This is a genomic window from Pseudomonas paraglycinae (assembly GCF_021601625.1).
GTDB lineage: Bacteria > Pseudomonadota > Gammaproteobacteria > Pseudomonadales > Pseudomonadaceae > Aquipseudomonas > Aquipseudomonas paraglycinae.
In genome coordinates this window covers 67,983-91,379 of sequence record NZ_BQHR01000003.1, presented here as the reverse complement: position 1 = coordinate 91,379, position 23,397 = coordinate 67,983, and the positions used below count along the sequence as shown (strand labels likewise).

General features: G+C 62.3%; 23 protein-coding genes. 8 read left to right on the top strand and 15 right to left on the bottom strand.

Annotated elements, in window-relative coordinates:
• Nucleotides 1-60 precede the first annotated feature (60 nt).
• The 4 genes from L6D82_RS05025 to L6D82_RS05010 form a co-directional block, all read right to left on the bottom strand.
• Nucleotides 61-516, bottom strand: coding sequence for a YaiI/YqxD family protein (locus L6D82_RS05025; RefSeq protein ID WP_085746828.1), 456 nt, complete (start codon nucleotides 514-516; stop codon nucleotides 61-63).
• Between the two features lie 4 nt (nucleotides 517-520).
• Nucleotides 521-2,416, bottom strand: coding sequence for an FTR1 family protein (locus tag L6D82_RS05020; protein ID WP_236188246.1), 1,896 nt, complete (start codon nucleotides 2,414-2,416; stop codon nucleotides 521-523).
• 86 nt (nucleotides 2,417-2,502) lie between these two features.
• Complete coding sequence (locus L6D82_RS05015; protein ID WP_085746764.1) at nucleotides 2,503-3,402, bottom strand: LysR family transcriptional regulator; 900 nt, start codon at nucleotides 3,400-3,402, stop codon at nucleotides 2,503-2,505.
• Nucleotides 3,403-3,410: 8 nt separating this feature from the next.
• On the bottom strand, nucleotides 3,411-4,124 hold the full coding sequence (locus tag L6D82_RS05010) for a cysteine hydrolase family protein (RefSeq protein WP_236188245.1): 714 nt from the start codon (nucleotides 4,122-4,124) through the stop codon (nucleotides 3,411-3,413).
• Between the two features lie 199 nt (nucleotides 4,125-4,323).
• On the opposite strand from L6D82_RS05010, the gene L6D82_RS05005 reads away from it, so the two are divergent.
• The 5 genes from L6D82_RS05005 to L6D82_RS04985 all read left to right on the top strand — a co-directional run bounded on the left by L6D82_RS05005 (nucleotide 4,324) and on the right by L6D82_RS04985 (nucleotide 9,086).
• Nucleotides 4,324-5,724: a COG3014 family protein gene (locus tag L6D82_RS05005; RefSeq protein ID WP_085746765.1), complete on the top strand. Its 1,401-nt coding sequence runs from the start codon at nucleotides 4,324-4,326 to the stop codon at nucleotides 5,722-5,724.
• Between the two features lie 206 nt (nucleotides 5,725-5,930).
• Complete coding sequence (locus tag L6D82_RS05000; protein ID WP_236188244.1) at nucleotides 5,931-7,325, top strand: COG3014 family protein; 1,395 nt, start codon at nucleotides 5,931-5,933, stop codon at nucleotides 7,323-7,325.
• Between the two features lie 15 nt (nucleotides 7,326-7,340).
• Nucleotides 7,341-7,715, top strand: a complete 375-nt coding sequence (locus L6D82_RS04995; protein ID WP_011336502.1) for a YcfL family putative periplasmic lipoprotein — start codon at nucleotides 7,341-7,343, stop codon at nucleotides 7,713-7,715.
• A gap of 36 nt (nucleotides 7,716-7,751) precedes the next feature.
• Nucleotides 7,752-8,339 (top strand): penicillin-binding protein activator LpoB, encoded by a 588-nt coding sequence (gene lpoB / locus L6D82_RS04990; protein WP_007951848.1) that lies wholly within the window; start codon nucleotides 7,752-7,754, stop codon nucleotides 8,337-8,339.
• A gap of 3 nt (nucleotides 8,340-8,342) precedes the next feature.
• Complete coding sequence (locus L6D82_RS04985; RefSeq protein ID WP_102685846.1) at nucleotides 8,343-9,086, top strand: penicillin-binding protein activator LpoB; 744 nt, start codon at nucleotides 8,343-8,345, stop codon at nucleotides 9,084-9,086.
• Between the two features lie 124 nt (nucleotides 9,087-9,210).
• Here L6D82_RS04985 and L6D82_RS04980 read toward each other — a convergent pair whose 3' ends face one another.
• The 3 genes from L6D82_RS04980 to L6D82_RS04970 all read right to left on the bottom strand — a co-directional run bounded on the left by L6D82_RS04980 (nucleotide 9,211) and on the right by L6D82_RS04970 (nucleotide 12,450).
• The gene (locus tag L6D82_RS04980) at nucleotides 9,211-9,843 is read right to left on the bottom strand and encodes a LysE family transporter (protein WP_102685847.1); all 633 of its coding nucleotides are present in this window, start codon (nucleotides 9,841-9,843) and stop codon (nucleotides 9,211-9,213) included.
• A 115-nt stretch (nucleotides 9,844-9,958) separates the two neighbouring features.
• A complete protein-coding gene (locus L6D82_RS04975; protein WP_007951853.1) occupies nucleotides 9,959-10,540 on the bottom strand; it encodes a mechanosensitive ion channel family protein in 582 nt (193 codons plus the stop codon).
• The gene (locus L6D82_RS04970) at nucleotides 10,540-12,450 is read right to left on the bottom strand and encodes an ATP-binding cassette domain-containing protein (protein WP_236188243.1); all 1,911 of its coding nucleotides are present in this window, start codon (nucleotides 12,448-12,450) and stop codon (nucleotides 10,540-10,542) included. Before L6D82_RS04970 ends, L6D82_RS04975 begins: the two co-directional genes overlap by 1 nt.
• A 50-nt stretch (nucleotides 12,451-12,500) precedes the next feature.
• Between L6D82_RS04970 and L6D82_RS04965 the strand changes: the two genes are divergently transcribed.
• Nucleotides 12,501-12,962: a TIGR02444 family protein gene (locus tag L6D82_RS04965; RefSeq protein WP_134022777.1), complete on the top strand. Its 462-nt coding sequence runs from the start codon at nucleotides 12,501-12,503 to the stop codon at nucleotides 12,960-12,962.
• On the opposite strand, the gene L6D82_RS04960 is transcribed toward L6D82_RS04965, so the two are convergent.
• On the bottom strand, nucleotides 12,959-14,170 hold the full coding sequence (locus L6D82_RS04960) for an AlgP family protein (RefSeq protein ID WP_236188236.1): 1,212 nt from the start codon (nucleotides 14,168-14,170) through the stop codon (nucleotides 12,959-12,961). The genes L6D82_RS04965 and L6D82_RS04960 overlap by 4 nt on opposite strands.
• A gap of 192 nt (nucleotides 14,171-14,362) precedes the next feature.
• Between L6D82_RS04960 and L6D82_RS04955 the strand changes: the two genes are divergently transcribed.
• The gene (locus L6D82_RS04955; protein WP_085746772.1) at nucleotides 14,363-15,028 is read left to right on the top strand and encodes an FKBP-type peptidyl-prolyl cis-trans isomerase; all 666 of its coding nucleotides are present in this window, start codon (nucleotides 14,363-14,365) and stop codon (nucleotides 15,026-15,028) included.
• A 60-nt stretch (nucleotides 15,029-15,088) separates the two neighbouring features.
• Here the strand turns inward: L6D82_RS04955 and rsd are convergent, their stop codons facing one another.
• The 7 genes from rsd to L6D82_RS04920 all read right to left on the bottom strand — a co-directional run bounded on the left by rsd (nucleotide 15,089) and on the right by L6D82_RS04920 (nucleotide 21,488).
• Complete coding sequence (gene rsd / locus L6D82_RS04950; protein ID WP_236188234.1) at nucleotides 15,089-15,547, bottom strand: sigma D regulator; 459 nt, start codon at nucleotides 15,545-15,547, stop codon at nucleotides 15,089-15,091.
• 185 nt (nucleotides 15,548-15,732) lie between these two features.
• Entirely contained in the window at nucleotides 15,733-16,284 is a 552-nt protein-coding gene (locus tag L6D82_RS04945) for a disulfide bond formation protein B (protein ID WP_085746773.1), read from the bottom strand.
• 219 nt (nucleotides 16,285-16,503) lie between these two features.
• Complete coding sequence (locus L6D82_RS04940; RefSeq protein ID WP_102685852.1) at nucleotides 16,504-17,742, bottom strand: heme biosynthesis protein HemY; 1,239 nt, start codon at nucleotides 17,740-17,742, stop codon at nucleotides 16,504-16,506.
• Nucleotides 17,739-18,881, bottom strand: a complete 1,143-nt coding sequence (locus L6D82_RS04935) for a uroporphyrinogen-III C-methyltransferase (RefSeq protein ID WP_236188233.1) — start codon at nucleotides 18,879-18,881, stop codon at nucleotides 17,739-17,741. The genes L6D82_RS04940 and L6D82_RS04935 overlap by 4 nt, the downstream gene beginning before the upstream one ends.
• 16 nt (nucleotides 18,882-18,897) lie before the next feature.
• Nucleotides 18,898-19,665, bottom strand: coding sequence for a uroporphyrinogen-III synthase (locus L6D82_RS04930; protein ID WP_102717324.1), 768 nt, complete (start codon nucleotides 19,663-19,665; stop codon nucleotides 18,898-18,900).
• The gene (gene hemC / locus L6D82_RS04925) at nucleotides 19,662-20,603 is read right to left on the bottom strand and encodes a hydroxymethylbilane synthase (protein ID WP_102717323.1); all 942 of its coding nucleotides are present in this window, start codon (nucleotides 20,601-20,603) and stop codon (nucleotides 19,662-19,664) included. The genes L6D82_RS04930 and hemC overlap by 4 nt, the downstream gene beginning before the upstream one ends.
• A gap of 138 nt (nucleotides 20,604-20,741) precedes the next feature.
• The gene (locus L6D82_RS04920; RefSeq protein ID WP_007951875.1) at nucleotides 20,742-21,488 is read right to left on the bottom strand and encodes a LytR/AlgR family response regulator transcription factor; all 747 of its coding nucleotides are present in this window, start codon (nucleotides 21,486-21,488) and stop codon (nucleotides 20,742-20,744) included.
• A 474-nt stretch (nucleotides 21,489-21,962) separates the two neighbouring features.
• Here L6D82_RS04920 and argH point away from each other — a divergent pair, with 474 nt between their 5' ends.
• Nucleotides 21,963-23,357, top strand: a complete 1,395-nt coding sequence (gene argH, locus L6D82_RS04910; RefSeq protein WP_011336517.1) for an argininosuccinate lyase — start codon at nucleotides 21,963-21,965, stop codon at nucleotides 23,355-23,357.
• Nucleotides 23,358-23,397 lie beyond the last annotated feature (40 nt).

Genomic DNA, 23,397 nt, shown 5'->3' with positions numbered 1-23,397 from the left:
CTGGGACGCGGAGCGTCCCGAGAGGCATTCCCAGGCAGAGCTTGGGAACGATCAATCAACTCAGGATTGGCGCGCCAGCCGTGTCAGGATCCGGTCCAGCGCATTGGCGAACGCCTGCTTCTCACGGTCACCGAACGGTGCCGGGCCGCCGCTGACCTGCCCCTGCTCTCGCAGATCGGTGAACAGGTTGCGTGTCGCCAGCCGCTCACCCATGTTCTGCGCGTCGAACTCCTTGCCGCGCGGGTCCAGCGCCGCCACGCCCTTCTTCACCAGCCGGTCGGCCAGCGGGATGTCACTGCAGATCACCAGTTCACCCGGCACCGCGTGTTCCACCAGATAATCATCCGCCGCATCCGGGCCGCTCGGCACCACGATCAGCTTGACGATCGCCAGCGCCGGTTTGCTCTGCGGCTGCCCCGCCACCAGCACCACTTCGAAGCGGCGCTTGAGGGCGAACTTGACCACCAGCTCCTTGGCCATCTTCGGGCAGGCGTCGGCATCGATCCATACGCGCATCATCTCAAGCCGCCATGCGGCGCTTTTCAGCCACCCAACTGCGACCGTACAGCACGATAATCGCCGCAATCGCCACGGCCTGCGCCGTCAGCGAATAGGCATCGGCATGAATGCCCAGCCAGTCGAAATCGAAGAACGCCACCGGCCGGGTGCCGAACATCCCGGCTTCCTGCAACGCCTTCACGCCGTGGCCGGCGAATACCACCGACAACGCACAGAGCAGCGCTGCGTTGATGCTGAAGAACAGCGTCAGCGGCAGTTTCGCCGAGCCGCGCAGAATCACCCACGCCAGACCGAACAGCAGCACCAGCGCCGTCGCGCCGCCGGCGAGTACCGCGTTATGCCCGGCAGGGCCGGCCTGCAGCCAAAGGGTTTCGTAGAACAGGATCACTTCGAACAGTTCGCGGTACACCGAGAAGAACGCCAGGATCGCGAAACCGAAACGCCCGCCTCCGCCAACCAGGCTCTGCTTGATGTAATCCTGCCAGGCCGCCGCGTGCCGACGGTCGTGCATCCACACCCCGAGCCACAACACCATGATGCTGGCGAACAGCGCCGTGGCGCCTTCGAGCAGTTCACGCTGGGAACCGCTGACGTCGATCACATACGCCGCCAGTGCCCAGGTGCCGAGGCCGGCCAGCAGCGCCAGCCCCCAACCGACGTTTACGCTGCGCACCGCCGATTGCTGGCCGGTGTTGCGCAGGAACGCGAGGATCGCTGCCAGCACCAGAATCGCTTCCAGACCTTCGCGCAGCAGAATCAGCAGACCGGAGATGTAGCTCAGCGACCAGCTCAGACCATCGCTTCCCAACAGGCCGGCGGATTCCTTGAGTTTGGCCTTGGCCGCGTCCAGACGCTGCTCGGCCTGCTCCACCGGCAAGCCGTCCTGCAGCGATTGCCGATAGGCCATCAGGGATTTTTCGGTGTCCTTGCGCACGTTGGCGTCGACGTTGTCCAGCGAGCTTTCGACCAGTTCGAAGCCTTCCAGATACGCCGCCACCGACAGGTCATAGGCCTGATCGTGCTCACCGGCGCGGTACGCCGCCAGGCTCTTGTCCAGCGTCGCGGCGGTGTAGTCGAGCAACTGCGCCGGGCCGCGCTTGACCTGCGGCGGCTGCGCCCGTTGTACACGGAAGATCGCGGCGGCTTCAGCGCCTTCGGCAGCCTGCACTTCGGCCGGGGTCTGGCGGGCCAGGTCGGCGATATTGTAGGTCTTGTCGGATTTGGCCGTGGCCGGATCGGCGCTGAACTGTGCGATGTAGGTCGCCAGGTCCCAACGCTGACGGTCATCCAGTTGATCGGCGAACGCCGGCATGTCAGTGCCTTCGACGCCCTGGCCGAGGGTGCTGTAGATCGCGTACAGGCTCAGGTGATCCATCCGCGCAGCGTCGCGCAGATTGGCCGGCGCCGGCGTCATGCCGAGACCCGCCGGGCCGTCGCCGGCACCGGTGTCGCCGTGACACACCGAGCAGTTTTGCGCGTACAACGGCGCACCACGGGTCGGATCAGGGGTGATGATCGGGGCCTGGCTGACTTCATAAGCCACCGCCAGTTTCGCCCCCAGTTGCCGGGCCTGACGGGCGACGTCCGCGCCGTCCTGTTTCGCCGAGATCGCGGCGTGCAAGGCGGTGACGCCCTGTTCGAGAGCCGCTTTCTCAGGCTTGGCAGGCAGGCCGGCGATCAGCCCTTGCAGCACCTGGGTGAACTCCAGCTGCTCGCGGTATTCGCCGTCGTCGATGACCTTGCCTGCCTGTACCGTCGGCGGGTAATCGGCGCTGATGTAATCGAGCAGGTGCAGCGCTTGCGGCGCGCCTTCCACGGTGTCGGCCAGCAGATTGAAGCTGCTCAGGGCGCACAACGGGAACACCAGCCAGGCCAGAAATCGGGACGCGGCAGTCATGAATGAGTCTCAAGTGGAAATGCGAAGTTACATATTGTTCACGTCGAGCGCGTTTCCCTCAAGCTTTCTTGGCGGCCCGACGGCTTTTAGCGCAAGGGTGCACTCGCCTTGCGGTAGTGTTCGGCCATGAATTCGACGAACACCTGCACCTTCAGCGCCACATGCCGGGCGTGAGGATAGAGCGCGTAGTAATGCCGCTGACCGAGGCTGTAGTTGGGCAGGATCTGCACCAGCCGGCCACGCAACAGATCGTCCTGCACCGTGGCCCGGGTGAACGCGGCAATCCCGACACCGGCCAGCGCCGCCGCATGCAGCGAGCTGATCGAGTCCGCCTTGAACCGCCCCTGAGCCCGCACCGCTGTCGTCAGCCCGCGCGCATCGGTCAGCGACCAGTCGCCACCGCCGGCGAACGCGAGCAATTGATGTTCGGCCAGCTCACTGACCTGGCGCACCAGACCGTGTCGCGCGACGTAGGTCGGCGAGGCCACCAGCACCAGCTCGGATACCGTCAGCAGACGCGCCACCAAGGATGAATCCGCCAGCGGCCCGCAGATGCGCAGCGCGACATCGAAGCCTTCGGCGATCAGGTCGACAAAACGGTCATCGCAGGACAGATCGACCTCAACCTCCGGATATCGCTGCTGAAACGCCGGCAACCAGCACGCCAGCTCCAGCGTGCCGATCACCACCGGCGCGCTGATGCGCAAAAGCCCACTGGGTGTCTCACGGGCCTGCCCGACCGCCAGTGCGGCCTGATCGACGCGATCGAGAATGTCCACGCACGCGGCGTAATACTGCTGCCCGGCCGTGGTCAGGCTGAAGCGCCGGGTGTTGCGGTTGATCAGGCGCGTGCCGAGCTCCGCCTCCAGTTGCTGGAGCTGGCGGGAGATCGTCGAATGCGTGGTGTCGAGCCGCTCGGCGGCGGCAGTGAAGCCGCGACACTCGACGATGCAACGGAACGCGCGCATGGCCAACAGCTGATTCATCGAAGCCCTCAGTCGAGTGGCAGGCGAACGATCTGCTGCGTGGTCATGACGTCACCGAAGGTGTCTTCGATTTCGGCCAGCGCCGCGCGGTGCAGGCTGTCCTTGTCGACGGTGTCGCCGTTGACGCGGGTGATCGCCCGGGTCGCCGAAGCATCGGATGCTACCACGACCTGATAGCCCAACGGCGCAGCGTCCCGGGCACCGCCGGCAACGCAGGCGTGGGTCATCAGCCCGGCGAAAATCACGGTCTTGATGCCGGCCTGCTTGAGCTGCCGATCGAGATCGGTGCTGGCGAACACGCTGACCGTTGTCTTTTGCAGCACGTGATCCTGCGCCCTCGGCTGCATCAGCGGATGAAACTTCACGGTCTCGCCGCCCTGTGCGAACACTGGCGAACCGGCGGGCGCGACGTGCTGGACCTGGAACACTGGAATCTTCGCCTGATCGGCAAAGCGGATCAGCTCACGGGCCTTGTTCATGGCTGCGATGCCGTCGGGAATCGGCAGGCGTCCGCTGAAGTACTCGTTCTGGAAATCGATCACCACCAGCGCGGTGGTCTTCGGGTCGAGGCGTTCGATCGGCGCCGCGCCGGATATTGCACGAAGGGTTGGATGAGCATCCGGTGCAGTACTGGCCATCGCACTGCTGACCGCAGCGAGACCAAGACTGGCGAACAGGATTCTGAAAACTGAGCTGCAGCGATACGTTTGCGAGAGAGTCATGACGCGGTTCCTGTAGAGAGGCGTATAAGTCGGGCCAAGTCTAGAAATCCGCAAACGGCCTGACCACGGCAGTATTGGCACATGATCTGTGCAACTTTTGCACAGACCATGTCAAAAAATCTGCCCGGCAATTAGCCATCATCTCCCACTATAATGCGCCACTTCAGCCGCCCTTCTGTTCAAGGAAGAACCCCTCGCCATGCGCCATTGCCTGCTGTTTTCCCTGTTGTTCAGCATCGTCTTGCAATTGAGCGGTTGCGGGGCCTACCGCAATTACGACCTGGAACTGCAACAGACCACCGATCAGTTGAAAGCGGGCGACACCAACGGTGCGCTGGCCCTGATCGAGGCGCATAACCCGGATGAAGAAAAAGACCTGCTGTATTACTTCGAGAAAGGCGCGGTACTCAGCGCTGCCGGGGAGTTGCCGCAAAGTCAGGTCGCCTGGCGCAGCGCCGAACAGATGGTGATCCAGCGTCAGGACACCATAGAAACCGCCGGCGACAAGTTGCTGTCCGCCCTGGGCAATCAATGGGGCAGCATCATCAACGACAAGATTCGTCGCTACGATGGTTACGACTATGAAAAGGTCATGCTGACCACGCAAATGGCCTTGAATCAGTTGGCCGTGAATGACTTCGACGGTGCCCGTGCGGACATCAAGAAAACCCACGAACGCGAAACAATGATCGCCCGGCAACGGGAGCTGGAATACGAGCGCATTGAAAACGCCGCCAAGGCCCAAGGCGCGCGTGTGCATTACAAGGATCTGCAAGGTTACCCGGTGGTCATGCTGGACTCGCCGGCGGTCATCGCTCTGAAGAACGGCTATCAAAGTGCGTTCAGCCACTATCTGGCCGGCTTCACTTATGAAGCCCTGGGTGAAAAGGATCTGGCCGCACCCGGTTACCGTCAGGCCATAGAACTGCGTCCTGACATGCCGTTCTTCCAACAGGCATTGCATGACCTCGACAGCCCCGGGCTCAAGGCGGGCGAAAGCGATGTGCTGATCATCGTGCAAAGCGGGCTGGCGCCGGCTCGCAGTTCGGTGCGAGTGCCGTATCCGGTGAAGCTTGAGGACGGTCAGGTGATCGTGGCCAATGTGTCGTTTCCGGTGATGGTGCCCGACACGTCCACCCCACCCTTCGATCAGATCAGCCTCGACGGTCGTCCAAAGAAGCTGATCACGGTCAACAACATTACCGACATGTCCTTGCGCACTCTGCGTGACGACATGCCCGGGATCATCCAGCGCACCACGTATCGCGCGTTCCTGGCGGCAGACGTCCAGGGCACCGACAATCGGCGCAACCCGGCCAAGGCGTCCTATGTGACCCATTACGATGGATTCGAGCACGCAGACACCCGCACCTGGCGCACCCTGCCCAACCTCACCCAGGTACTGCGCCTACGGCTGAAGAAAGGCGAGCACATGATCAATCTGCCTACCGCACCCGGTGTCGCACCGCTTAAAATCCGCATCGATCAGGATCGTCAGATCATCGGCCTGCGCGCCCTGGGCGACAGAATCTATGCCAACGGCAGCGCTTTCCAGGCCTCCACATCGCCGGAAAGCCGCGTGGTATCCGGCCTGAAATAAGTAATGGCACCTTACCAACCGGTGCAATTAAAAAGCTATTACATAGCCAGCACCGCCCGCTTATAATGCCGCGCCCGCGCTATCGCGTTGCGGCATTAAAGCTCCTCTTGTTATGAGGAATTGGCAGGAGGCCAGCGCCACTGTCGATCGGTCCCAGCAGCCCGACCCGCACCCGAGGCTGTCGCTACTCATGGAAGAAGTACCCCATGGCATTCCGCGCTCCCACTCTGATCGCGCTCAGCGCTGTCACCCTGCTGTCCGGCTGTTCGGCGTTTCGCAACTACGATTCCGAACTGGCCCAGACCAACCAGCAACTGGCCACCGGCAACGTCGACGCCGCCCTGACCCTGCTGGAAAAGAACAACACCAGCCCGGACAAGGACCTGCTCTATTACTTCGAGAAGGGTGAACTGCTGCGCGCCAAGGGCGATTTGTCCGGCAGCCAGAATGCCTGGACCAGCGCCGACCAGGTGGTGGGCAAGTGGGAAGATTCGGTCAAGCTCGACACCGACAAATACCTGGCCCAGTTCGGCAGCTTCCTGGTCAACGACAAGGTGCGCCGCTACGAAGGCTACGACTACGAAAAAGTCATGCTGACCACGCAGATGGCCCTGAACCTGCTGGCGGTCAACGATTTCGACGGCGCCCGTACCGCGATCAAGAAGACGCACGAACGTGAAGCGGTGATCGCCGACCTGCGCGACAAGGAATACCTCAAGAGCGAAGAGGAAGCCGAGAAGGAAGGCGTCAAGACCGAATACAAGGACTTGCAGGGCTACCCGGTCGCCAGCCTCGACGCGCCGGAAGTGGTCGGCCTGAAAAACAGCTACCAGAGTGCGTTCAGCCATTACTTGGCCGGTTTCGTTTATGAAGCCCTGGGCGAGAAAGACCTCGCTGCGCCGGGCTATCGCAAGGCTGCCGAACTGCGCCCGAACACCCCGCTGCTGGAGCAGGCGCTGGTCAACCTCGACAAGCCGGTCAAGAGCGACGACAGCGACATCCTGATCGTGGTGCAAAGCGGTCTGGCGCCAGCCCGCGATTCGATCCGCGTGCCGCTGCCGCTGCCAATCTCCAACAACGTAGTGATCACTCCGCTGTCGTTCCCGATCATCAAACCTGACACCTCCACCGCGCCATTCGCGCAGATCGGTGTCGATGGCCAACAGGTCGACCTGACCGCGCTGAACAGCACCACCGCCATGTCCCGCCGCGCCCTGCGCGATGACATGCCGGGGATCATCCTGCGCACCACCGTGCGCGCAATCACCAAAGGTGTGGCGCAGAAGAAGATCAACGAAACCAACCCGCTGGCCGGTCTGGCGGTCGGTATTTCTTCAGCTGTGCTCGAAGGTGCCGATACTCGTACGTGGCGCACCCTGCCGGACACCACTCAAGTGGTACGTCTGCGCTTGAAGAAAGGCGAGCACCAAGTCACTCTGCCGAGCGCCGTCGGTGGCTCTCAGGTCAAGGTGACCGTCGATCAGCGTTATCAGGTGATCACCCTGCGCGCCGTCGGCAATCAGGTGTTCGCCGCAGGCCTCGCCGCCCACGTGACCCCGAGCGCTGGCGCCACCGCCGTGGCCAGCCTCAAACAACCTTAAGAACGGAGTCTTTGCATGCGCTTCAAACTCATCGCCGTCGCCGCCCTCGCCCTGTTGGCGAGCGGTTGCGCCACCCCGCCACCACCGGAGCCGGGCAGTGCCGCGAGCAAGGTCGTGGCCATGGGCCCGCAGAAACACATCGTGGTCGGCGCGATGCGCGTGGCCCGCGAAAACGGCTTCATGACCGTCAACGTGCAGTTGAGCAACACCCTCAACAGCAACAAGACGTTCTACTACCGCTTCGCCTGGCTCGGGCCGGAAGGTTTCCCGATCGCCGAAGAAGAAGTCTGGAAGAGCCAGATGATGTACGGCGCCCAGACCAGCTTCATCCAGGGCATCGCCCCGACCCCGAAAGCCGTGGATTTCCGTCTGGAACTCAAGACGCCTTAAGCCCGACACCCTATTCCCGATTCAGAGAGCATTCCCATGTTTGCACGCTTTTCCTTCATCGCCGTCCTCGCCCTGCTGGCCTCCGGTTGCGCCAACACTTCGCCGACCCTGGGCAGCAAGAACATCAGCTACGGCGACACCAAGGCCGTTGAAACCGTGACCAACGAGTTCGGTTCGACCGACCTGCAGATGATCGCCGAGTCGATGACCCGTTCCCTGGCCCAGTCCGGCATTCTGCAGGGTCGCCCTGTAGTGCAGGTCTACGACGTGAAGAACAAGACCAGCGAATACATCGACACCCGCGAAATCACCACCAGCATCAAGACCCAGCTGATGAAGTCCGGTACCGCCCGTTTCGCCAGCGACAACACCGCGATGCAGAGCCAGGTCGACCAGCTCAAACTGCAAAACCAGAGCGGCCTGTACAAGAAGAGCACCGTGGCCAAGACTGGCAACATGATCGCTGCCAAATACCGTCTTGAAGGTTCGATCAGCTCGATCGTCAAGCGCAGCAGCGACTACAAGGACGTCTTCTACAAATTCAGCCTGCAACTGATCGACGTTGAAAGCGGTCTGGCCGAGTGGATGGACGAGAAAGAGATCCGCAAAACCACGGAGCGTTAATCGATGCGCACATGGATTGGCATGATGGCCCTGGCTTGCGCGTTCAGCGTGCAAGCGGCCCCGAAAGTCGCGGTAACGGATCTGGCGTACCAGGAACGTGTGGAGCAATACATCCACATCGTTTCGTCGAAGAACAACTACCGCGAGGGCTACTACAGCTCCAGCGGTTCTTCGAGCTACGACGAATTCGAAGCCAACACCAGCTACATCGAACAGACCGAACTGCGTAAGTTCACCGGCGACATCAAGGGTGAAATCCTGCGTACCGGCATGTTCCAGCTGGTGCAGGGCACGCCGTACACAGCGTCGTCCAAGGGTGACATCTACGATGTGATCAAGCGGATCAAGGCCGGCAACTTCAAGGGTGCCGACTACGTGCTGTTCGGCACCGTGTCGGACATCGACTTCACTCAGGACATGAACGAGCTGGCGCACACCGACAGCTATTCGGCCGTGCTGGGCCTGACGCTGGTGGCCGACTTCAGCCTGATCAATACCAAGACCTACGAAATCACCTCGGCCTTCACGGCGATGGGTGAAGCGCAGGACACCAAACTGGTGAACCACCGCGACATCAAGATCTCACTCAACCGCCCGCGGGTGGTGCGTGAAGTCTCGAAGGCACTGGGCGAAGACGTGGCCGGACAACTGAGCATGCAGCTCGGTGGTGGCGGTTACGAGCAGCCGCGCGAACCGCAGCAGCGCAACAATCTGCCGCGTGATACGGCGCCAGTGATTCTTCACTGACCGATGATCGTTCCCACGTCGAGGCGTCGAACCGTCCGCGTGGGAATGCAGCCCGGGACGCTCTGCGTTCCAGACACAAAAAAAGGCGACCTGAGAAGGTCGCCTTTTTTTGTGTCTGTACGCTTTACACGGCGGCTTTGCGCAACGTCGCCATGAACGCCGCGGCGCCAATGAACAGTCCGGCAAACGTGCGGTTCATGCGTCGCTGCTGTGTCGGTGTGCGCAACAGGCGCAGCACCTTCGACGCCAGACCGGTGTAGCCGGCCATGACGATCAGGTCGACCGCGATCATGGTCACGCCGATCACCACGTACTGGATCAGCAGCGGCGCATGCGGATTGATGAATTGCGGCAGCACCGCGAGCATGAACACCAGCGCCTTGGGGTTGCTGATGTTCACCAGAAAGCCACGGAACACCAGAGCCAGCGGTTTACCGATCGGGCGTACCGCTGCGTCATCGCTCATGTCCATAGGTAATGCGCGCCACTGCTTGATCGCGAGATAAACCAGGTAGGCGACACCGAACCATTTGATCGCATGGAACGCGGTGGCCGAAGCCGTGAGGATCGCGCCGACACCGGCGCCGACGATGGCAATCTGCACAGCCAGGCCGATCTGCAGGCCCAGGGCATTCCAGTAGCCGCGCCAGAAACCGTATTGCAGGCCGCTGGACATCGACGCAATGGCGCCGGCACCCGGAGAAAGACTGATCACCCAGCAAGCGGCAAAAAACGCCAGCCATGTTTGAAGCTCCATCGCACACCTCGACTTCGGACTCGTGACAATCCTCAAAGCTAATGCGGATTTGGCTGGATGACTACCGATTTTTTGCAGGATGTTGCGGCCGCCGACCAACGTGGCCGGCGTCCGATCACTTTTCGAAACCGCTGGAAGGGAAGATATCCGTGCCGCGCCAGCGGCGCACCGAGCGCTGGAAGAACAGGCTGTTGGGCACTTGCACCATGGCGCTGCCGGTGCCGAGTTCTTCAGCCTCGATCAACGTGGTGTAGAGCAGATTGATCGCCACCACCCGGCCTTTGACGCCGGGCTTGTCGGTGGTGTCGACCAGTTCGACCACGTCGCCGAGACGGAACGGGCCGACGGTGAAGATCAGAATCGCGCAGAGCAGGTTCGACAGCACGCTCCACATGGCGAAGAACGCCACCGCCGCCACCGCGACGAAGCCCGACAACGCAGTCCACAGCACTGTGGCCGAGACCCCGAGGCGTTCCAGCACGAAGATCAGCGCACTGCCCATGATCAGCCAGCGCAGACCGCCGCGCAGCGGCATCAGCAGCTGCGGCGGAAACGGATACTTCTCGCCCAGGCGGGTCAAGAATCGGGCGACGACGCGCTGGGCGAAGTAGCCGGCCAGCAGGATCAGCAGAATCTGCACGCCGAGCCAGATCGGCTCGACCCACATCGCCGGCAATGGAAGTTTGAAGGCGTCCATCAGGACAACGCCTCCAGCTCCGCCTGCATGCTTTCCAGCGTTTCCAGGGCTTGCATCCACGCTTCTTCAAGTTCGCCTTCGCGGACTTTCAGCTTGGCCTGTTCGGCCAGCAGGTCTCGCAATTCGTTCTTGCGCGCCGGCTCATAGAGGTCGCTGTCGCCAAGGCTGGCATCGACCTTGGCCAGTTTCTCGTGCAGCTTGCCGAGCTCGGCTTCGAGCTTGTCGGCTTCGCGCTTGTGCGGCGCCAGTTGCTGACGCAACGCAGCGGCAGCCTGACGCTGGGCCTTCTTGTCGGTCTTGTCCGGGTTGACCGGTGTGTTGCTGACCGGGGCATTGCGCTGACGGTATTCCACCAGCCAGCGGGCGTAGTCCTCGAGGTCGCCGTCGAACTCTTCGACCTTGCCGTCCGCGACCAGGAAGAAGTTGTCGGTGGTGCTCTTGAGCAGGTGCCGATCGTGGGAAACCACCAGCACCGCGCCGCTGAATTCCTGCAACGCCATGGTCAGCGCCAGGCGCATTTCCAGGTCGAGGTGGTTGGTCGGTTCGTCGAGCAGCAGCAGGTTCGGCCGTTCCCAGGCGATCAACGCCAGGGCCAGACGGGCCTTTTCGCCACCGGAGAAATTCAGCACCGGCTCATCGATGCGCGCGCCACGGAAGTCGAAACCACCAAGGAAATCGCGCAGGGTCTGCTCGCGCTCGGTCGGCGCCAGACGCTGCAAGTGCAGCAACGGACTGGCCTTGGCGTCCAGCGAATCAAGCTGATGCTGGGCGAAGTAACCGACCACGGTGTTCTCACCGCGAGTCAGGCGCCCGGCCAGCGGTTCGAGCTCACCGGCGAGGTTTTTGATCAGGGTCGATTTACCCGCGCCGTTGGGGCCGAGCAAGCCAATCCGCGCGCCGGGGGTCAGTTGCAGCTTGACCTTCTCCAGCACGGTTTTCTCGCCATAACCCAGACGCGCATCAGATAGGTCGATCAGCGGGCTGGAGATCTTGGTCGACTCGCGGAACACGAAGTCGAACGGCGAATCGACGTGGGCCGCCGACAGTTCTTCCATGCGCTCGAGGGCCTTGATCCGGCTCTGGGCCTGACGGGCCTTGGTGGCCTGGGCCTTGAAGCGGGCGATGTAGCTTTCCATGTGCGCACGCTGCGCCTGCTGCTTCTCGTAGGCCTGTTGCTGCTGGGCCAGACGCTCGGCACGGGCGCGTTCGAACGCGGTATAGCCGCCACGGTAGAGCGTCAGCTTGCGCTGATCGACGTGGGCCACGTGATCGACCACCTCATCGAGGAAGTCCCGGTCGTGAGAAATCAGCAGCAAGGTGCCGGGGTAACTTTTCAGCCACTCTTCGAGCCAGATGATGGCGTCGAGATCCAGGTGGTTGGTCGGTTCGTCGAGCAGCAACAGGTCTGATGGGCACATCAAAGCCTGCGCAAGGTTCAGACGCATCCGCCAGCCACCGGAGAAATCTCCTACCTGACGATCCATCTGCTCGTTGGTGAAACCGAGGCCGGCCAGCAATTTGCGCGCACGGGCGTCAGCAGTGTAACCATCGGCGCTGTCGAGTTCGGCGTGCAGGCGGGCCAGCGCGGTGCCGTCGTGGGCCTCTTCGGCTGCCGCGAGCTCACGCTGCACTTCGCGCAGGCGCATATCGCCGTCGAGCACATAGTCGACCGCCAGGCGTTCGAGCGTGTCGACCTCCTGGCGCATGTGGGCGATACGCCAGTCGGCCGGCAACAGGCAGTCGCCCGAGTCCGGGTGCAACTCACCGCGGAGCAAGGCGAACAGGCTGGATTTGCCGGCGCCGTTGGCACCGATGAGGCCGGCTTTGTGGCCGGCGTGCAGGGTCAGCTCGGCGTCTTCTAGCAGACGTTGCGGACCACGCTGTAAAGTCAGGTTCTGAAGTCGGATCATAATGGCGGCGGAGTCTACCAGCTTCCCCCGCAACTGGCGCGAGTAGCACGATGTCCTCTGACCTGTGGAGCTTTGCCCTTGCCGTCTACGCCCGTCCCGGCGTGGAGGATGCCTGCCTGCGCCTGCAATCGGCGGGGGCCAACGTGTGCCTGATGCTGTGCGGTTTATGGCTGGAACAACGCGATGCGACCTGTGACGAGGCGCGTGCCCGGCAGTTGCTGCAACTGACAGAGCCCTGGGACCGGGAAGTGGTCCAGCCGTTACGCGCATTGCGCATGCAGTGGAAAACCCTGGCCGACACCGATCCGGTGCTCAAGGGCATGCGCGAGCAGATCAAGGGATTGGAGCTGGAGGCGGAGCGTGCGCTGCTGTCACGACTGGAAGGTGCCGCGCAAGGCTGGAAGCGTCATTCGAAGGAATCGAGTGACTGGCTGGAAGTGCTGGCCGGCCCTGCGGCCAACCTGAACCGCGACGCGCTGCAAGTGCTGCGCGTCGCGGCGACCGACACTTAGGAAGCGCTGGACGGGTTGCTGGTGACGCTCGACACCGGCGCCGACGATGGCGTGGTTGCGGTGGTCGAGGTAGTGGCGGCGGATGCCGGTGCTGCGGTCGGAGCCGGGGTTGCCGGTGCGGCAGGTTTGGCAGCAGGTGCAGTGGCCGGTTTTGCTGCAGCTGGTTTTGCTGCTGGCTTGGCGGCAGCTGGCTTGGCGGTAGCCGGCTTGGCAGCGGCAGGTTTTTTCACTGCTGGTTTTGCAGCAGGTTTCGCGGCTGGCTTGGCGGCCGGTTTTGCAGCGGCCGCTGGCTTGGCGGCGGTCGTTGCAGGCTTCGCTGCAGCAGCCGGTTTGGCCGCTGGTTTTGCAGCGGATTTTGCCGCAGGCTTGGCCGCTGGTTTCGCCGCCGCTTTGGCTGCAGGTTTGGCAGCAACCGGCTTGGCAGCGGTTTTCGCCGCAGGCTTGGCAGCAGCAGTTTTAGCGGCTGGTTTAGCGGCGGCTTTAACGGCTGGTTTTGCTGCCGGCTTGGCGGCTGCTTTGGTGGCTGGCTTGGCAGCTGGTTTTGCAGCGGCAGTTCTTGCCGGAGCCGCTTTCGCAGCAGCGGTTTTCGCCGCAGGCTTGGCAGCTGGTTTTGCAGCAGCCGGCTTGGCGGCAGCTGGTTTGGCCGCTGTGGTTTTAGCCGCAGGTTTGGCAGCGCTGGCTGCTGCGGGTTTCTTCGCGGCTGGTTTTGCAGCGACTTTCACTGGCGCTTTGGCAGGCGATTTGGCCGGTGCTTTTGCAGCAGGTTTGGCGGCCGCTTTTTTCGCAGGTGCCGCTGCAGGTTTAGCCGAACGCAGGGACAACGCCTTGCCGACAGCCTCTTGAACACGACCGACACCCTGGGCCAGTTTCAGGCTTTCCTGGGCATCGCGTTTGAGTTGCAGAATGTAGCTGCGGGTATCGGACTGACGATCCTTCAGCGCATCGAGCAGGTCTTCGAGTTCCTTCACGGCAGCCTTGGCCTTGGTCTGCGCCTTGGCTTTACCGGCTGCTGCTGCGTCCTGCAATTTGGTGCGGGATTTGTGCAGTTTTTCTTGCGCCTTGCCGCGTTGCTTTTCCAGTTTGGCGAGCAGTTTTTCAGCATCAGCCAAGGCTTGGGAGCAAGCGTTTTCCAGATGCTCGAGCAGGCTGCCCGAGAGTTGTTGGAGTAAATGCAACGGAGTGTTTACAGGCTTCTTGGTGGCCGACATGGTTTACCTCCTGGCTGACGTGAGTGCGGCTCATACTAGACCTCTGCTGCTACCGCCGCTAGGGCATGTTGACAGTATCGAAAGCACTCGGTTGCAGGCTTGCGAAAAACTTCTGTGCATTGGCAAAAGCAGTTCACCGTTGCAGACGTTCGCGCTGGCATAATCCACCGCAATTCAGGACGGAGAGTGCCCATGTCGCGCTACCTTTTTTTATCCCTCTGCATGATTTTTTCCGTGGCTCAGGCCGACGAAAAAACCACCGCGAATGACGCTCACGATCTGGCTTACAGCCTTGGTGCCAGCCTCGGCGAACGGCTGCGTCAGGAAGTGCCGCAGCTCCAGATCCAGGCGTTGATCGAAGGCCTGCAACAGGCCTATCAAGGCAAGCCGCTGGCATTGAGCGAAGCACGCATCGAGCAGATCCTCGCCGATCACGAATCGCAGACAGCCGAGCAGGCGGCGATGCCTTCGACTGAAGCGGCGATGGAAAGCGAGCGACGTTTTCTCACCGCCGAAAAAGCCAAACCGGGTGTGAAGGAGTTGGCCGACGGCATCCTGCTGACCGAGCTGGCGCCGGGGAATGGCACGAAGGCCGGCCCGGATGGAAAAGTGCAGGTGCTGTACATCGGTCGACTGCCCGACGGCACCGTGTTCGATCAGAACAGCCAGCCGCAGTGGTTCAATCTCGACAGTGTGATCGCCGGCTGGCGCACCGCGCTGCAGAACATGCCGGTCGGCGCGAAGTGGCGTCTGGTGATTCCATCGGATCAGGCTTATGGCGCCGACGGTGCCGGCGACTTGATCGCGCCGTTCACACCGCTGGTGTTCGAAGTGGAATTGCGCGGCGCGACCAGTTGATCGCCCAATAAAAAACGGTGCGCTGTGGGCGCACCGTTTCTGTGTCTTGCGAAGTCCGATTCAGGCCTGAACCGAATCCTCTTCCTTGTGTGCGGTATGCAGCACTTCGATCAGGCAGTCTTCCAGTTCGAAGCGCTCGTGGAGCAGGCCGCCCAGTTCCTTGAATTTCTCCGCAACGCATTTGCCTTCATCGCAAAGGTCGTTGAACGCGAGCAGTTTTTCGGTGATGACATCGATCCGCGCATAGATCGTCTCGGCCAGTTCCAGGCCGCGCTTGTCGTTGAAGGCCTTGGCCTCGCCCGTCAGCTGTTCGTAGATCTCGAAGTGGCCGGCCGAGACGTAATCGACCAGCACGCCGCAGAATTCCTGCAAGGGCTTTCGATCCTCGGACAGTGCCTGAGGTTTGGCGCCCAGCTTGTCATAGGCAGCGATCAATTCCTCACGCTCCTGCAGCCAGCGGTCGATCAGCAGATGAACTCCACCCCAACGTTCCTGAGCATTCTGACAACTTTCGAGCATGGCGATCTCTCTTCCCTTGTGGGTCATGCTGCTCTACACCCGCGCCCCTTCTTGTGAATATTGCTTTGAGAGGCGGCCAGGCAGAGCGTCATCGAGCAACACAATTCCAATGACACGTGCGGGCCAGATTATGCCCGCACGCCTATGGCTTCAAGGTACGCAGGAGAGAAAGTTCATACAAGTGTTTAATCCCTGACCAGCACCGGGTGCGACGGTTGGCCGCTGAGCGGTTGCTGCAACGCCATCCAGACCTGCCGCAGCAACTGGTAAACGGCCAGGATCGACATCCCCACAAAAAACAGCAGGCTCCACTCCGGAATGCTCAGATCGAACAGCGTCCAGGACAATTCCGCGCAATCGGCCGTATCGTTGAACATCCGCATCAGCGCGCATAACCACGGCAGGCTGCTGAACATTTCTTCCGGACCCGGCGCGCAATGCGCCAACCTTTGCAGGGAATCACCTTGCAGCAGCACTTGCCGCCACGCCGCTGTCGTCCCGCCAAGACTGGTGAGCAACGCCATCATCCAGTAAAGCGACAGACCGACACGTTGCGGCCCATGGATCGCAGCCACACCACAACAAAGGGTGAGGACGCTCATGAACAGACGCTGGACCAGACACAGACTGCAAGGCACCAGACCGACCGCATATTCAAGGTAATAGGAAGCTCCCAGGGCCAGAATCCCCGCAGTAAAAGCCATAAAGAACAGGGAGCGTGAGCAGGCCAACGACATGGCTTATCCGTAACAATAAAGACAGGCAGTTACGGTAGAGGAAAGGGCCTCGGGCTTTCAAGGCAGGTCACTGGCGACACTTCAGCAGAAGTGTAGGGAAATCCCGACAGGCACCGAAGGATTCGGTGTAGCCCTCTGTAGGACGTTGCTCTGGAGGAGATTTAACGGTAACTATTCCGTCATCGGAAAGAAAAGGAGGAGCACGCTCCTCCTTTCTGATCACGCCCGAACGGCTACGGGCAATGGCGAAGCCAAAAGTCGTTCATCCAGCATACCGAGCCCTTCCTGGAACAGCAGGTTGCTGCGCTCGGTGTCACCCAGCCGGGCCAGCAGGCGCGCCAATTCGGCACACGCTTCCGGATTGCGCTGTACTCGCAGGCTGCTTTCCAGATAGTCCCGTGCCTTGCCCCACAGGCTGGCTTGCAGGCACAGGCGCCCCAGCGTCAGCAGCAGGCTGGCATCACCCGGATGATCCTTGAGCCAGCCTTCGGCCGTCTGCAACTGACGCGCCGGATCGCTGCCGCGCACCAGACCGTAAAGGCGCGCCAGATGGCTGTCGTACTTGCGCTTGAGCGCCGTGCGCAGCACTTCTTCCGCTTCGACCTGAGCGCCCAACTGACGCAATTGCTCGGCATAGGCCAACACCAGCGCCGGCTCCTGGCGCTGGGCAGAAGTCAGTTGCTGCCAGGCGCGGTTGAGCGACTGCAAACCGACAGCTCCATCCTCTTCACGCTGGGCCGCCAGGGAAAGGTTTTCCCCCCAGGCACGACGCTCGAGCTCGGACAGTTCGGCCGGTGGCAGGACTTTGTCTTTGCGCAGCTCCGGCAACAGCCGGATCACCGACGACCAGTCACCGCGCTGCTGATGCAGACGCTGCAATTGACGCAAGGTCTGGACATTGTGCGGATGGCGCTCGTGCATCGCCTGCAAGGTGACCAGCGCCCCATCGGTATCACCACGATCGGTCTGCAACTGCGCATGGCTGAGAGCGATCGCCAGCTCGGCCTGCGGCTGACGCTCGAGGGCGCGTTCCAGCAGGCGATCGCTTTCCTCGTAGTTGCCTTGTTCGTTGGCGGCGCGGGCGGCACCCAGGTAATACAGCAACGGCTGGCGCTCGGCTTCGGCGGCCCGGTAAAGGTGACGTTGGGCACTGGCCCAGCGACCTTCGGCCAGATCGAGCTGACCGTGCTCGATCGCCACTTGCACGCGACGGCTGCGGTTGCGACGCGACCAGGGATTGACCACGCCGCCCGAGGTCAGCACCAGTTCGACCAGCGCCTTGATACCCCAGACCAGCAGCCACAGCACCGCCACCACCGCCAGGGTCGCCCACAGGCTCGATTCATAACGAAAGCTTTTGTAGGCGACCAGGACGTATCCGGAATGCTCGGCAATCGCCAGGCCCAGCGCCGCCGTTGCCGCGATCACCAGAAACACGATCACATACAGGCGCTTCATGGTGTCGCCTCCTGCGCGGTGCTGGCGGCTGGTTTGGCGAAGGGTTTCACCGAGTCTTCGGCGTTGACGTTACGGCGCTCCAGATACGCCTGAACCGCACTCAAGGTTCCAGCGAGATCCGGCGTGTTGACGGTAACCGGTTGCTTGCTCAATTCCGCGACCTGCTCGAGCATGATCTTGCTCTGCGGGTTGTCCGGATTGAAGTTGCCCGTGAGGACGTCACGCGCTTCTGCAAGGGCCTGGGTGTACACCGGCGCCTGACCGTTGAGCGCGGCCCATTGCGCCTGTTCGAGCGAAAGGCTCAGGGCCAGACGCACCTGGCTCAGACTCTGGCCAGCAAGCAGCGGCCGAACATTTTTGTCAGCGTTGAAATCGATGCGGATGTAGCGCGAGATCTGATCCCACCACTGCGCCCAGCGACTGGCGCCGTCGCCATCGGAGGTCAGGCCCAGCAGCGAATCGCCGCGATCCCTGTATTCCGGCGCCAGCTCGGTGAGGCCGACGACCTGATCACGCAAGGCGCCCAGGCGCAGGAACAGCCCGGTGCGATCCGGTTGCTCGGTGCTGCGCAGCGCCACCAGGGTTTTCGCCACTTGCTCACGAGCGGCGAACGAGCCGGGATCATTCTGCTCGCGCAGGATTTCATCGGCACCCTGCACCAGCGCCTGGGCGCTGCTGATGTCCTGGAGGGCGGAAAGACGCAGGCTGGCCAGACGCAGCAAGTGCTCGGCCTCGGCCAGACGCCAGTCCTTGCGGCTGGCGCCAAGGACGGTTTCCAGACGTTGATTGAGGCGCTGCTGATCGCCCTGAAGTTGCGACACCAGACGCTGGCGATCGGCAAGTTCATCGGCGCCGGGCAATTGCGCGAGGCGCTCGGTCAGTCGTTGCTCATTGAGCTTCAGGGTCTGGGCCTGATCGTTCAACGCCTGGACCTGGCTCAACTGATTCTGAGTGCTGGTCTGCAGGTGTCGCACCTGCCAGACACCCCAGCCACCCACCGCAACACCGGCGGCGCCGAGCAGCAGCGCGAGAATGGCCAATCCGTTGCCTCGGCGCGGTTCCGCGGCCGGTGGCGGTGCATCAACCGGTGCATCGATCACAGGTTGAACGTCATCTTTAGGCAAGGCTGTTTCGCTCACGTATCCATCCTTTGCATTAGAGAACGGGCACGGGATGCTCCCGTAACGCCGTCAGCAAGGCCGCGGCACTCGCGCCGCGACAATCCACAACTGTTCGGGCCCCGGCGGCACTGGCCTGCTCGGCAACCCTTGGGCTTGGAACAAACAACGGCAACTGCGCAAGTACAGGCCAGCTGTCGCCAGCCAGTTGGCGCAGGTGCTCGAAACCCTGTCCACTGCTGACCACCAGCCCGTTCAGGCGTTCCGCTGCAATCCTGCGGGGCAGCTCCTGCGGCGGATAGTCCGGCAGGTCGCGACGGTACAACTCCAAGTATTCGACACTAGCACCAAGCGCGCGCAGGCGCTCGGCCAGCAGCTCGCGTCCGCCCTCCCCGCGCAGGATCAACACCTGCGAGCCGGGCTCTGCCACCGCCGCCAGCAGACGCGGCAATTGCAGCAAGGCTTCGCTGTCGTCACCCGCGTCGGGGAAGCTCACATCCAGTCCTTGATCCCGAAGGATAGCGGCGGTCGCCGCGCCCACGCTGAACCACGGCATCGTCAGAGTCGCCAGACCCAGAGCGTCGAGCAGATCCACCGCGATCCGCGCCGCCGGTTTGCTGACCACGATCACCGCGCTGTAACGCGGCAGTTGCGTGATCGTGCGGCGCATTGTGTCAGAGACCGGCAGTGGCGCGATTTCCAAAAGCGGCAGACAGCTGCTGAAAATCCCTTGTTCGGCCAGCACGGTGGCGAGCGCCGAACAGTCCTCCGCCGGGCGCGTCAGCAGCAGGCGCCAAGCGGTCACTCGTGACCTGCCTCGCCGTAGACTGCCTTGAGAATATCGTCGGCGCCCTGGCTGAGCAGGTCTTCAGCCACCTGCACACCCAGCGTCTCGGCTGCGGCACGCGGTGCACGAGCCTGTGCGCTGAGCAGCTTGCCGCCGCTCGGCTCGCCCACCAGGCCGCGAAGCCACAACTGATCGCCTTCGAGCACGGCGTAGCAGGCGATCGGCACCTGGCAGCCGCCATTCAGATGTTTGTTGAGGGCACGCTCGGCGGTGACACGGTCGGCGGTGTCGGCGTGATGCAGGGGCGCGAGCAAGGCATGAATCTCAGCGTCGGCGCTGCGGCATTCGATACCGACGGCGCCCTGGCCACCGGCCGGCAGGCTATCGTCGACGCTGATGGCCAAGGTGATGCGCTCTTCGAAACCGAGGCGGATCAGACCGGCTGCCGCGAGGATGATCGCGTCGTACTCGCCGGCGTCGAGCTTGGCCAGACGGGTGTTGACGTTACCGCGCAGGAAACGGATCTCGAGATCCGGACGGCGCGTCAGCAACTGTGCCTGGCGACGCAGGCTGGAGGTGCCGACGATGCTGCCGGCTGGCAACGCATCGAGGCTGGAATACGTATTGGAGACAAACGCGTCACGCGGATCTTCGCGCTCGCAGATGCAGAACAGACCGAGGCCTTCGGGGAAATCCATCGGCACGTCTTTCATCGAATGCACGGCGATGTCGGCTTCGTTTTCCAGCAGCGCGGTTTCCAGTTCCTTGACGAACAGGCCCTTGCCGCCGATTTTCGACAGGGGCGAATCAAGCAGCTTGTCGCCGCGACTGACCATGGGCACCAGCGTCACCAGCAGGCCCGGGTGGGCTGCTTCCAGACGGGCTTTGACGTATTCGGCCTGCCAGAGGGCCAGAGCACTTTTGCGGGTGGCGATGCGGATTTCGCGAGAGGACATGGATCAATCCGTACTGAATAGATACGGCGGATAATAACAGCTCAGCCAAATCCACTTTGACCTGAATCAGAAACGGCGTGGCCTCCCTGGCCTGCGATGCCTGGTGAATGAAACGAAGAACCGCCCGGAGCCTGCGGACTAAAGCCCCTGCATCATTTTGCGCACGCCCGCCACATGCCGGCGGCTGACGATCAGCGCATCTCCGTTGAGGCCCTTGAGGAACAACTGGAAGTGGCCCAGCGGTGTGCGCTGCAATCGCTCGATGCGGTCGCGGGCGACCAGCGCGTTGCGGTGGATCCGCACGAAGCGCTCGCCGAATTCGTCTTCCAGCGCCTTGAGCGGTTCATCCAGAAGGACTTCGCCACCTTCGTGGCGCAAGGTCACGTATTTGTGGTCGGCAATGAAGTACACCACCTGATCCAGCGGGATCAATTCGATGCCTTTGCGGGTCCGGGCGCTGATGTGGCTGCGCGGGCCGTTACCGCTTTCGGCGGCAGGACGGGTCAGGGCCGAGAGCTGGGCCCGGTTGGGACGTTCAGCCCGTTTCAGGGCGTCATGCAGATGTTCGGTTCGCACGGGTTTCACCACATAGCCCACGGCGCTGGCCTGCAGGGCTTCCACGGCAAATTCATCGGGACCTGCGCAAAACACCACGGCTGGCGGGGTTTCGCGTTCGCACAGACGGGCAGCCACCTGCAGGCCATCGAGGCCCGGCATGCGGATATCGAGCAGTACGATATCCGGCTTGTGGCTGTCGATCAGCGCCAACGCCTCTTCGCCATTGGTGGCGCTGGGCTCCAGGACTGTGTAGCCCTCGAGCTCGCTCACCATTCGGCTGAGTCGCTCGCGGGCCAGTGGTTCGTCATCAACGATCAGGACATTCATATTGCGCTGGATTCCTGCGTGAGTCTCGCACAAGGATAGCGTAGACAAGTGGAGTGACGTCCGTCACCGCGATCCACGCTAAGACTAGCGCGAGCGCCAAAAAGTGCCGTACGTCGGCCGGCAATATTTGCCGACACCTGCAACGTACCGCCTGACGCCCGTCGCCGACTGCGTTTTACGCAGGGTATGCCAATGGCCAATACACCCACCCCTCTCTCTTCTTATAGTCGGTGGCCGGACCTTTGCGCGATCCGCCGCCACGTCGACCCCTATGTCCTACTGTAGACGCTCGTCGGGCCGATATTGCTCAATCGAAAAATATCCTTGCGCAAATCCCCCGGCGACACCGGCGACTATGGATCAGGTCATGAGAAAAAAACGTATCGACCAGTGTCAGCGACAGGATTGGCAACCCTGTTATTATCCGCGCCAGCGTTTCACGCCTTCTTTCTTCAAGCCGATACGAGCGAATTCATGAGCACTGACAAGACCAATCAGTCCTGGGGCGGCCGCTTCAGTGAACCCGTCGACGCCTTCGTCGCCCGCTTCACCGCCTCCGTCACTTTCGACCAGCGCCTGTATCGCCACGACATCATGGGCTCGATCGCCCACGCCACCATGCTGGCCAAGGTCGGCGTGCTGACGGATGCCGAGCGCGACAGCATCATCGATGGCCTGAAGACCATCCAGGGCGAAATCGAGGCCGGCCAGTTCGACTGGCGCGTCGACCTCGAAGACGTGCACATGAACATCGAAGCACGCCTGACCGACCGCATCGGCGTCACCGGCAAGAAGCTGCACACCGGCCGCAGCCGCAACGACCAGGTCGCCACCGACATCCGCCTGTGGCTGCGTGACGAGATCGACCTGATCCTGAGCGAAATCACCCGCCTGCAAAAAGGCCTGCTGGAGCAGGCCGAGCGTGAAGCCGCCAGCATCATGCCGGGCTTCACCCACCTGCAGACCGCTCAGCCGGTGACCTTCGGGCACCACATGCTGGCCTGGTTCGAAATGCTCAGCCGCGACTACGAGCGTCTGGTCGACTGCCGCAAGCGCACCAACCGCATGCCGCTGGGCAGCGCCGCGCTGGCCGGCACCACTTACCCGATCGACCGCGAATACACCGCGCAACTGCTGGGCTTCGACGCCGTCGGCGGCAACTCGTTGGACAACGTGTCCGACCGCGACTTCGCCATCGAATTCTGCTCGGCCGCCAGCATCGCGATGATGCACCTGTCGCGCTTTTCCGAAGAGCTGGTGCTGTGGACCAGCGCGCAGTTCCAGTTCATCGATCTGCCGGACCGTTTCTGCACCGGCAGCTCGATCATGCCGCAAAAGAAAAACCCCGACGTGCCAGAGCTGGTACGCGGCAAGACCGGCCGAGTGTTCGGTGCGCTGATGGGCCTGCTGACCCTGATGAAAGGCCAGCCGCTGGCCTACAACAAGGACAACCAGGAAGACAAGGAACCGCTGTTCGACGCCGCCGACACCCTGCGCGACTCGTTGCGCGCCTTTGCCGACATGATCCCGGCGATCAAGCCTAAGCACGCGATCATGCGTGAAGCGGCGCTGCGCGGCTTCTCCACTGCCACTGACCTGGCCGACTACCTGGTACGCCGTGGCCTGCCGTTCCGTGATTGCCACGAGATCGTCGGTCATGCCGTGAAGTACGGCGTCGACACCGGCAAGGATCTGGCGGAAATGAGTCTGGAAGAACTGCGCCAGTTCAGCGACCAGATCGAGCAGGACGTGTTTGCCGTGCTGACCCTGGAAGGCTCGGTGAATGCCCGTGACCACATCGGCGGCACTGCGCCGGCGCAGGTCAAGGCTGCCGTGGTTCGCGGTCAGGCGTTGATCGCCAGCCGCTAAAAGCATCGCGGGCAATTCGAATGGTCGACTTGCCCGCGAA

Excerpts from the sequence above, each read along its gene's own strand:
- L6D82_RS04980 (WP_102685847.1), bottom strand. The coding sequence starts at position 9,843 with ATGGAGCTTCAAACATGGCTGGCGTTTTTTGCCGCTTGCTGGGTGATC.
- L6D82_RS05010 (WP_236188245.1), bottom strand. The coding sequence starts at position 4,124 with ATGACTCTCTCGCAAACGTATCGCTGCAGCTCAGTTTTCAGAATCCTG.
- rsd (WP_236188234.1), bottom strand. The coding sequence starts at position 15,547 with ATGCTCGAAAGTTGTCAGAATGCTCAGGAACGTTGGGGTGGAGTTCAT.
- L6D82_RS05020 (WP_236188246.1), bottom strand. The coding sequence starts at position 2,416 with ATGACTGCCGCGTCCCGATTTCTGGCCTGGCTGGTGTTCCCGTTGTGC.
- L6D82_RS05025 (WP_085746828.1), bottom strand. The coding sequence starts at position 516 with ATGCGCGTATGGATCGATGCCGACGCCTGCCCGAAGATGGCCAAGGAG.
- L6D82_RS04940 (WP_102685852.1), bottom strand. The coding sequence starts at position 17,742 with ATGAAGCGCCTGTATGTGATCGTGTTTCTGGTGATCGCGGCAACGGCG.
- L6D82_RS04970 (WP_236188243.1), bottom strand. The coding sequence starts at position 12,450 with ATGATCCGACTTCAGAACCTGACTTTACAGCGTGGTCCGCAACGTCTG.
- L6D82_RS05005 (WP_085746765.1), top strand. The coding sequence starts at position 4,324 with ATGCGCCATTGCCTGCTGTTTTCCCTGTTGTTCAGCATCGTCTTGCAA.
- L6D82_RS04985 (WP_102685846.1), top strand. The coding sequence starts at position 8,343 with ATGCGCACATGGATTGGCATGATGGCCCTGGCTTGCGCGTTCAGCGTG.
- argH (WP_011336517.1), top strand. The coding sequence starts at position 21,963 with ATGAGCACTGACAAGACCAATCAGTCCTGGGGCGGCCGCTTCAGTGAA.
- L6D82_RS04965 (WP_134022777.1), top strand. The coding sequence starts at position 12,501 with ATGTCCTCTGACCTGTGGAGCTTTGCCCTTGCCGTCTACGCCCGTCCC.
- hemC (WP_102717323.1), bottom strand. The coding sequence starts at position 20,603 with ATGTCCTCTCGCGAAATCCGCATCGCCACCCGCAAAAGTGCTCTGGCC.
- L6D82_RS04960 (WP_236188236.1), bottom strand. The coding sequence starts at position 14,170 with ATGTCGGCCACCAAGAAGCCTGTAAACACTCCGTTGCATTTACTCCAA.
- L6D82_RS04955 (WP_085746772.1), top strand. The coding sequence starts at position 14,363 with ATGTCGCGCTACCTTTTTTTATCCCTCTGCATGATTTTTTCCGTGGCT.
- L6D82_RS04975 (WP_007951853.1), bottom strand. The coding sequence starts at position 10,540 with ATGGACGCCTTCAAACTTCCATTGCCGGCGATGTGGGTCGAGCCGATC.
- L6D82_RS04945 (WP_085746773.1), bottom strand. The coding sequence starts at position 16,284 with ATGTCGTTGGCCTGCTCACGCTCCCTGTTCTTTATGGCTTTTACTGCG.
- L6D82_RS05000 (WP_236188244.1), top strand. The coding sequence starts at position 5,931 with ATGGCATTCCGCGCTCCCACTCTGATCGCGCTCAGCGCTGTCACCCTG.
- L6D82_RS05015 (WP_085746764.1), bottom strand. The coding sequence starts at position 3,402 with ATGAATCAGCTGTTGGCCATGCGCGCGTTCCGTTGCATCGTCGAGTGT.
- L6D82_RS04920 (WP_007951875.1), bottom strand. The coding sequence starts at position 21,488 with ATGAATGTCCTGATCGTTGATGACGAACCACTGGCCCGCGAGCGACTC.
- L6D82_RS04995 (WP_011336502.1), top strand. The coding sequence starts at position 7,341 with ATGCGCTTCAAACTCATCGCCGTCGCCGCCCTCGCCCTGTTGGCGAGC.
- lpoB (WP_007951848.1), top strand. The coding sequence starts at position 7,752 with ATGTTTGCACGCTTTTCCTTCATCGCCGTCCTCGCCCTGCTGGCCTCC.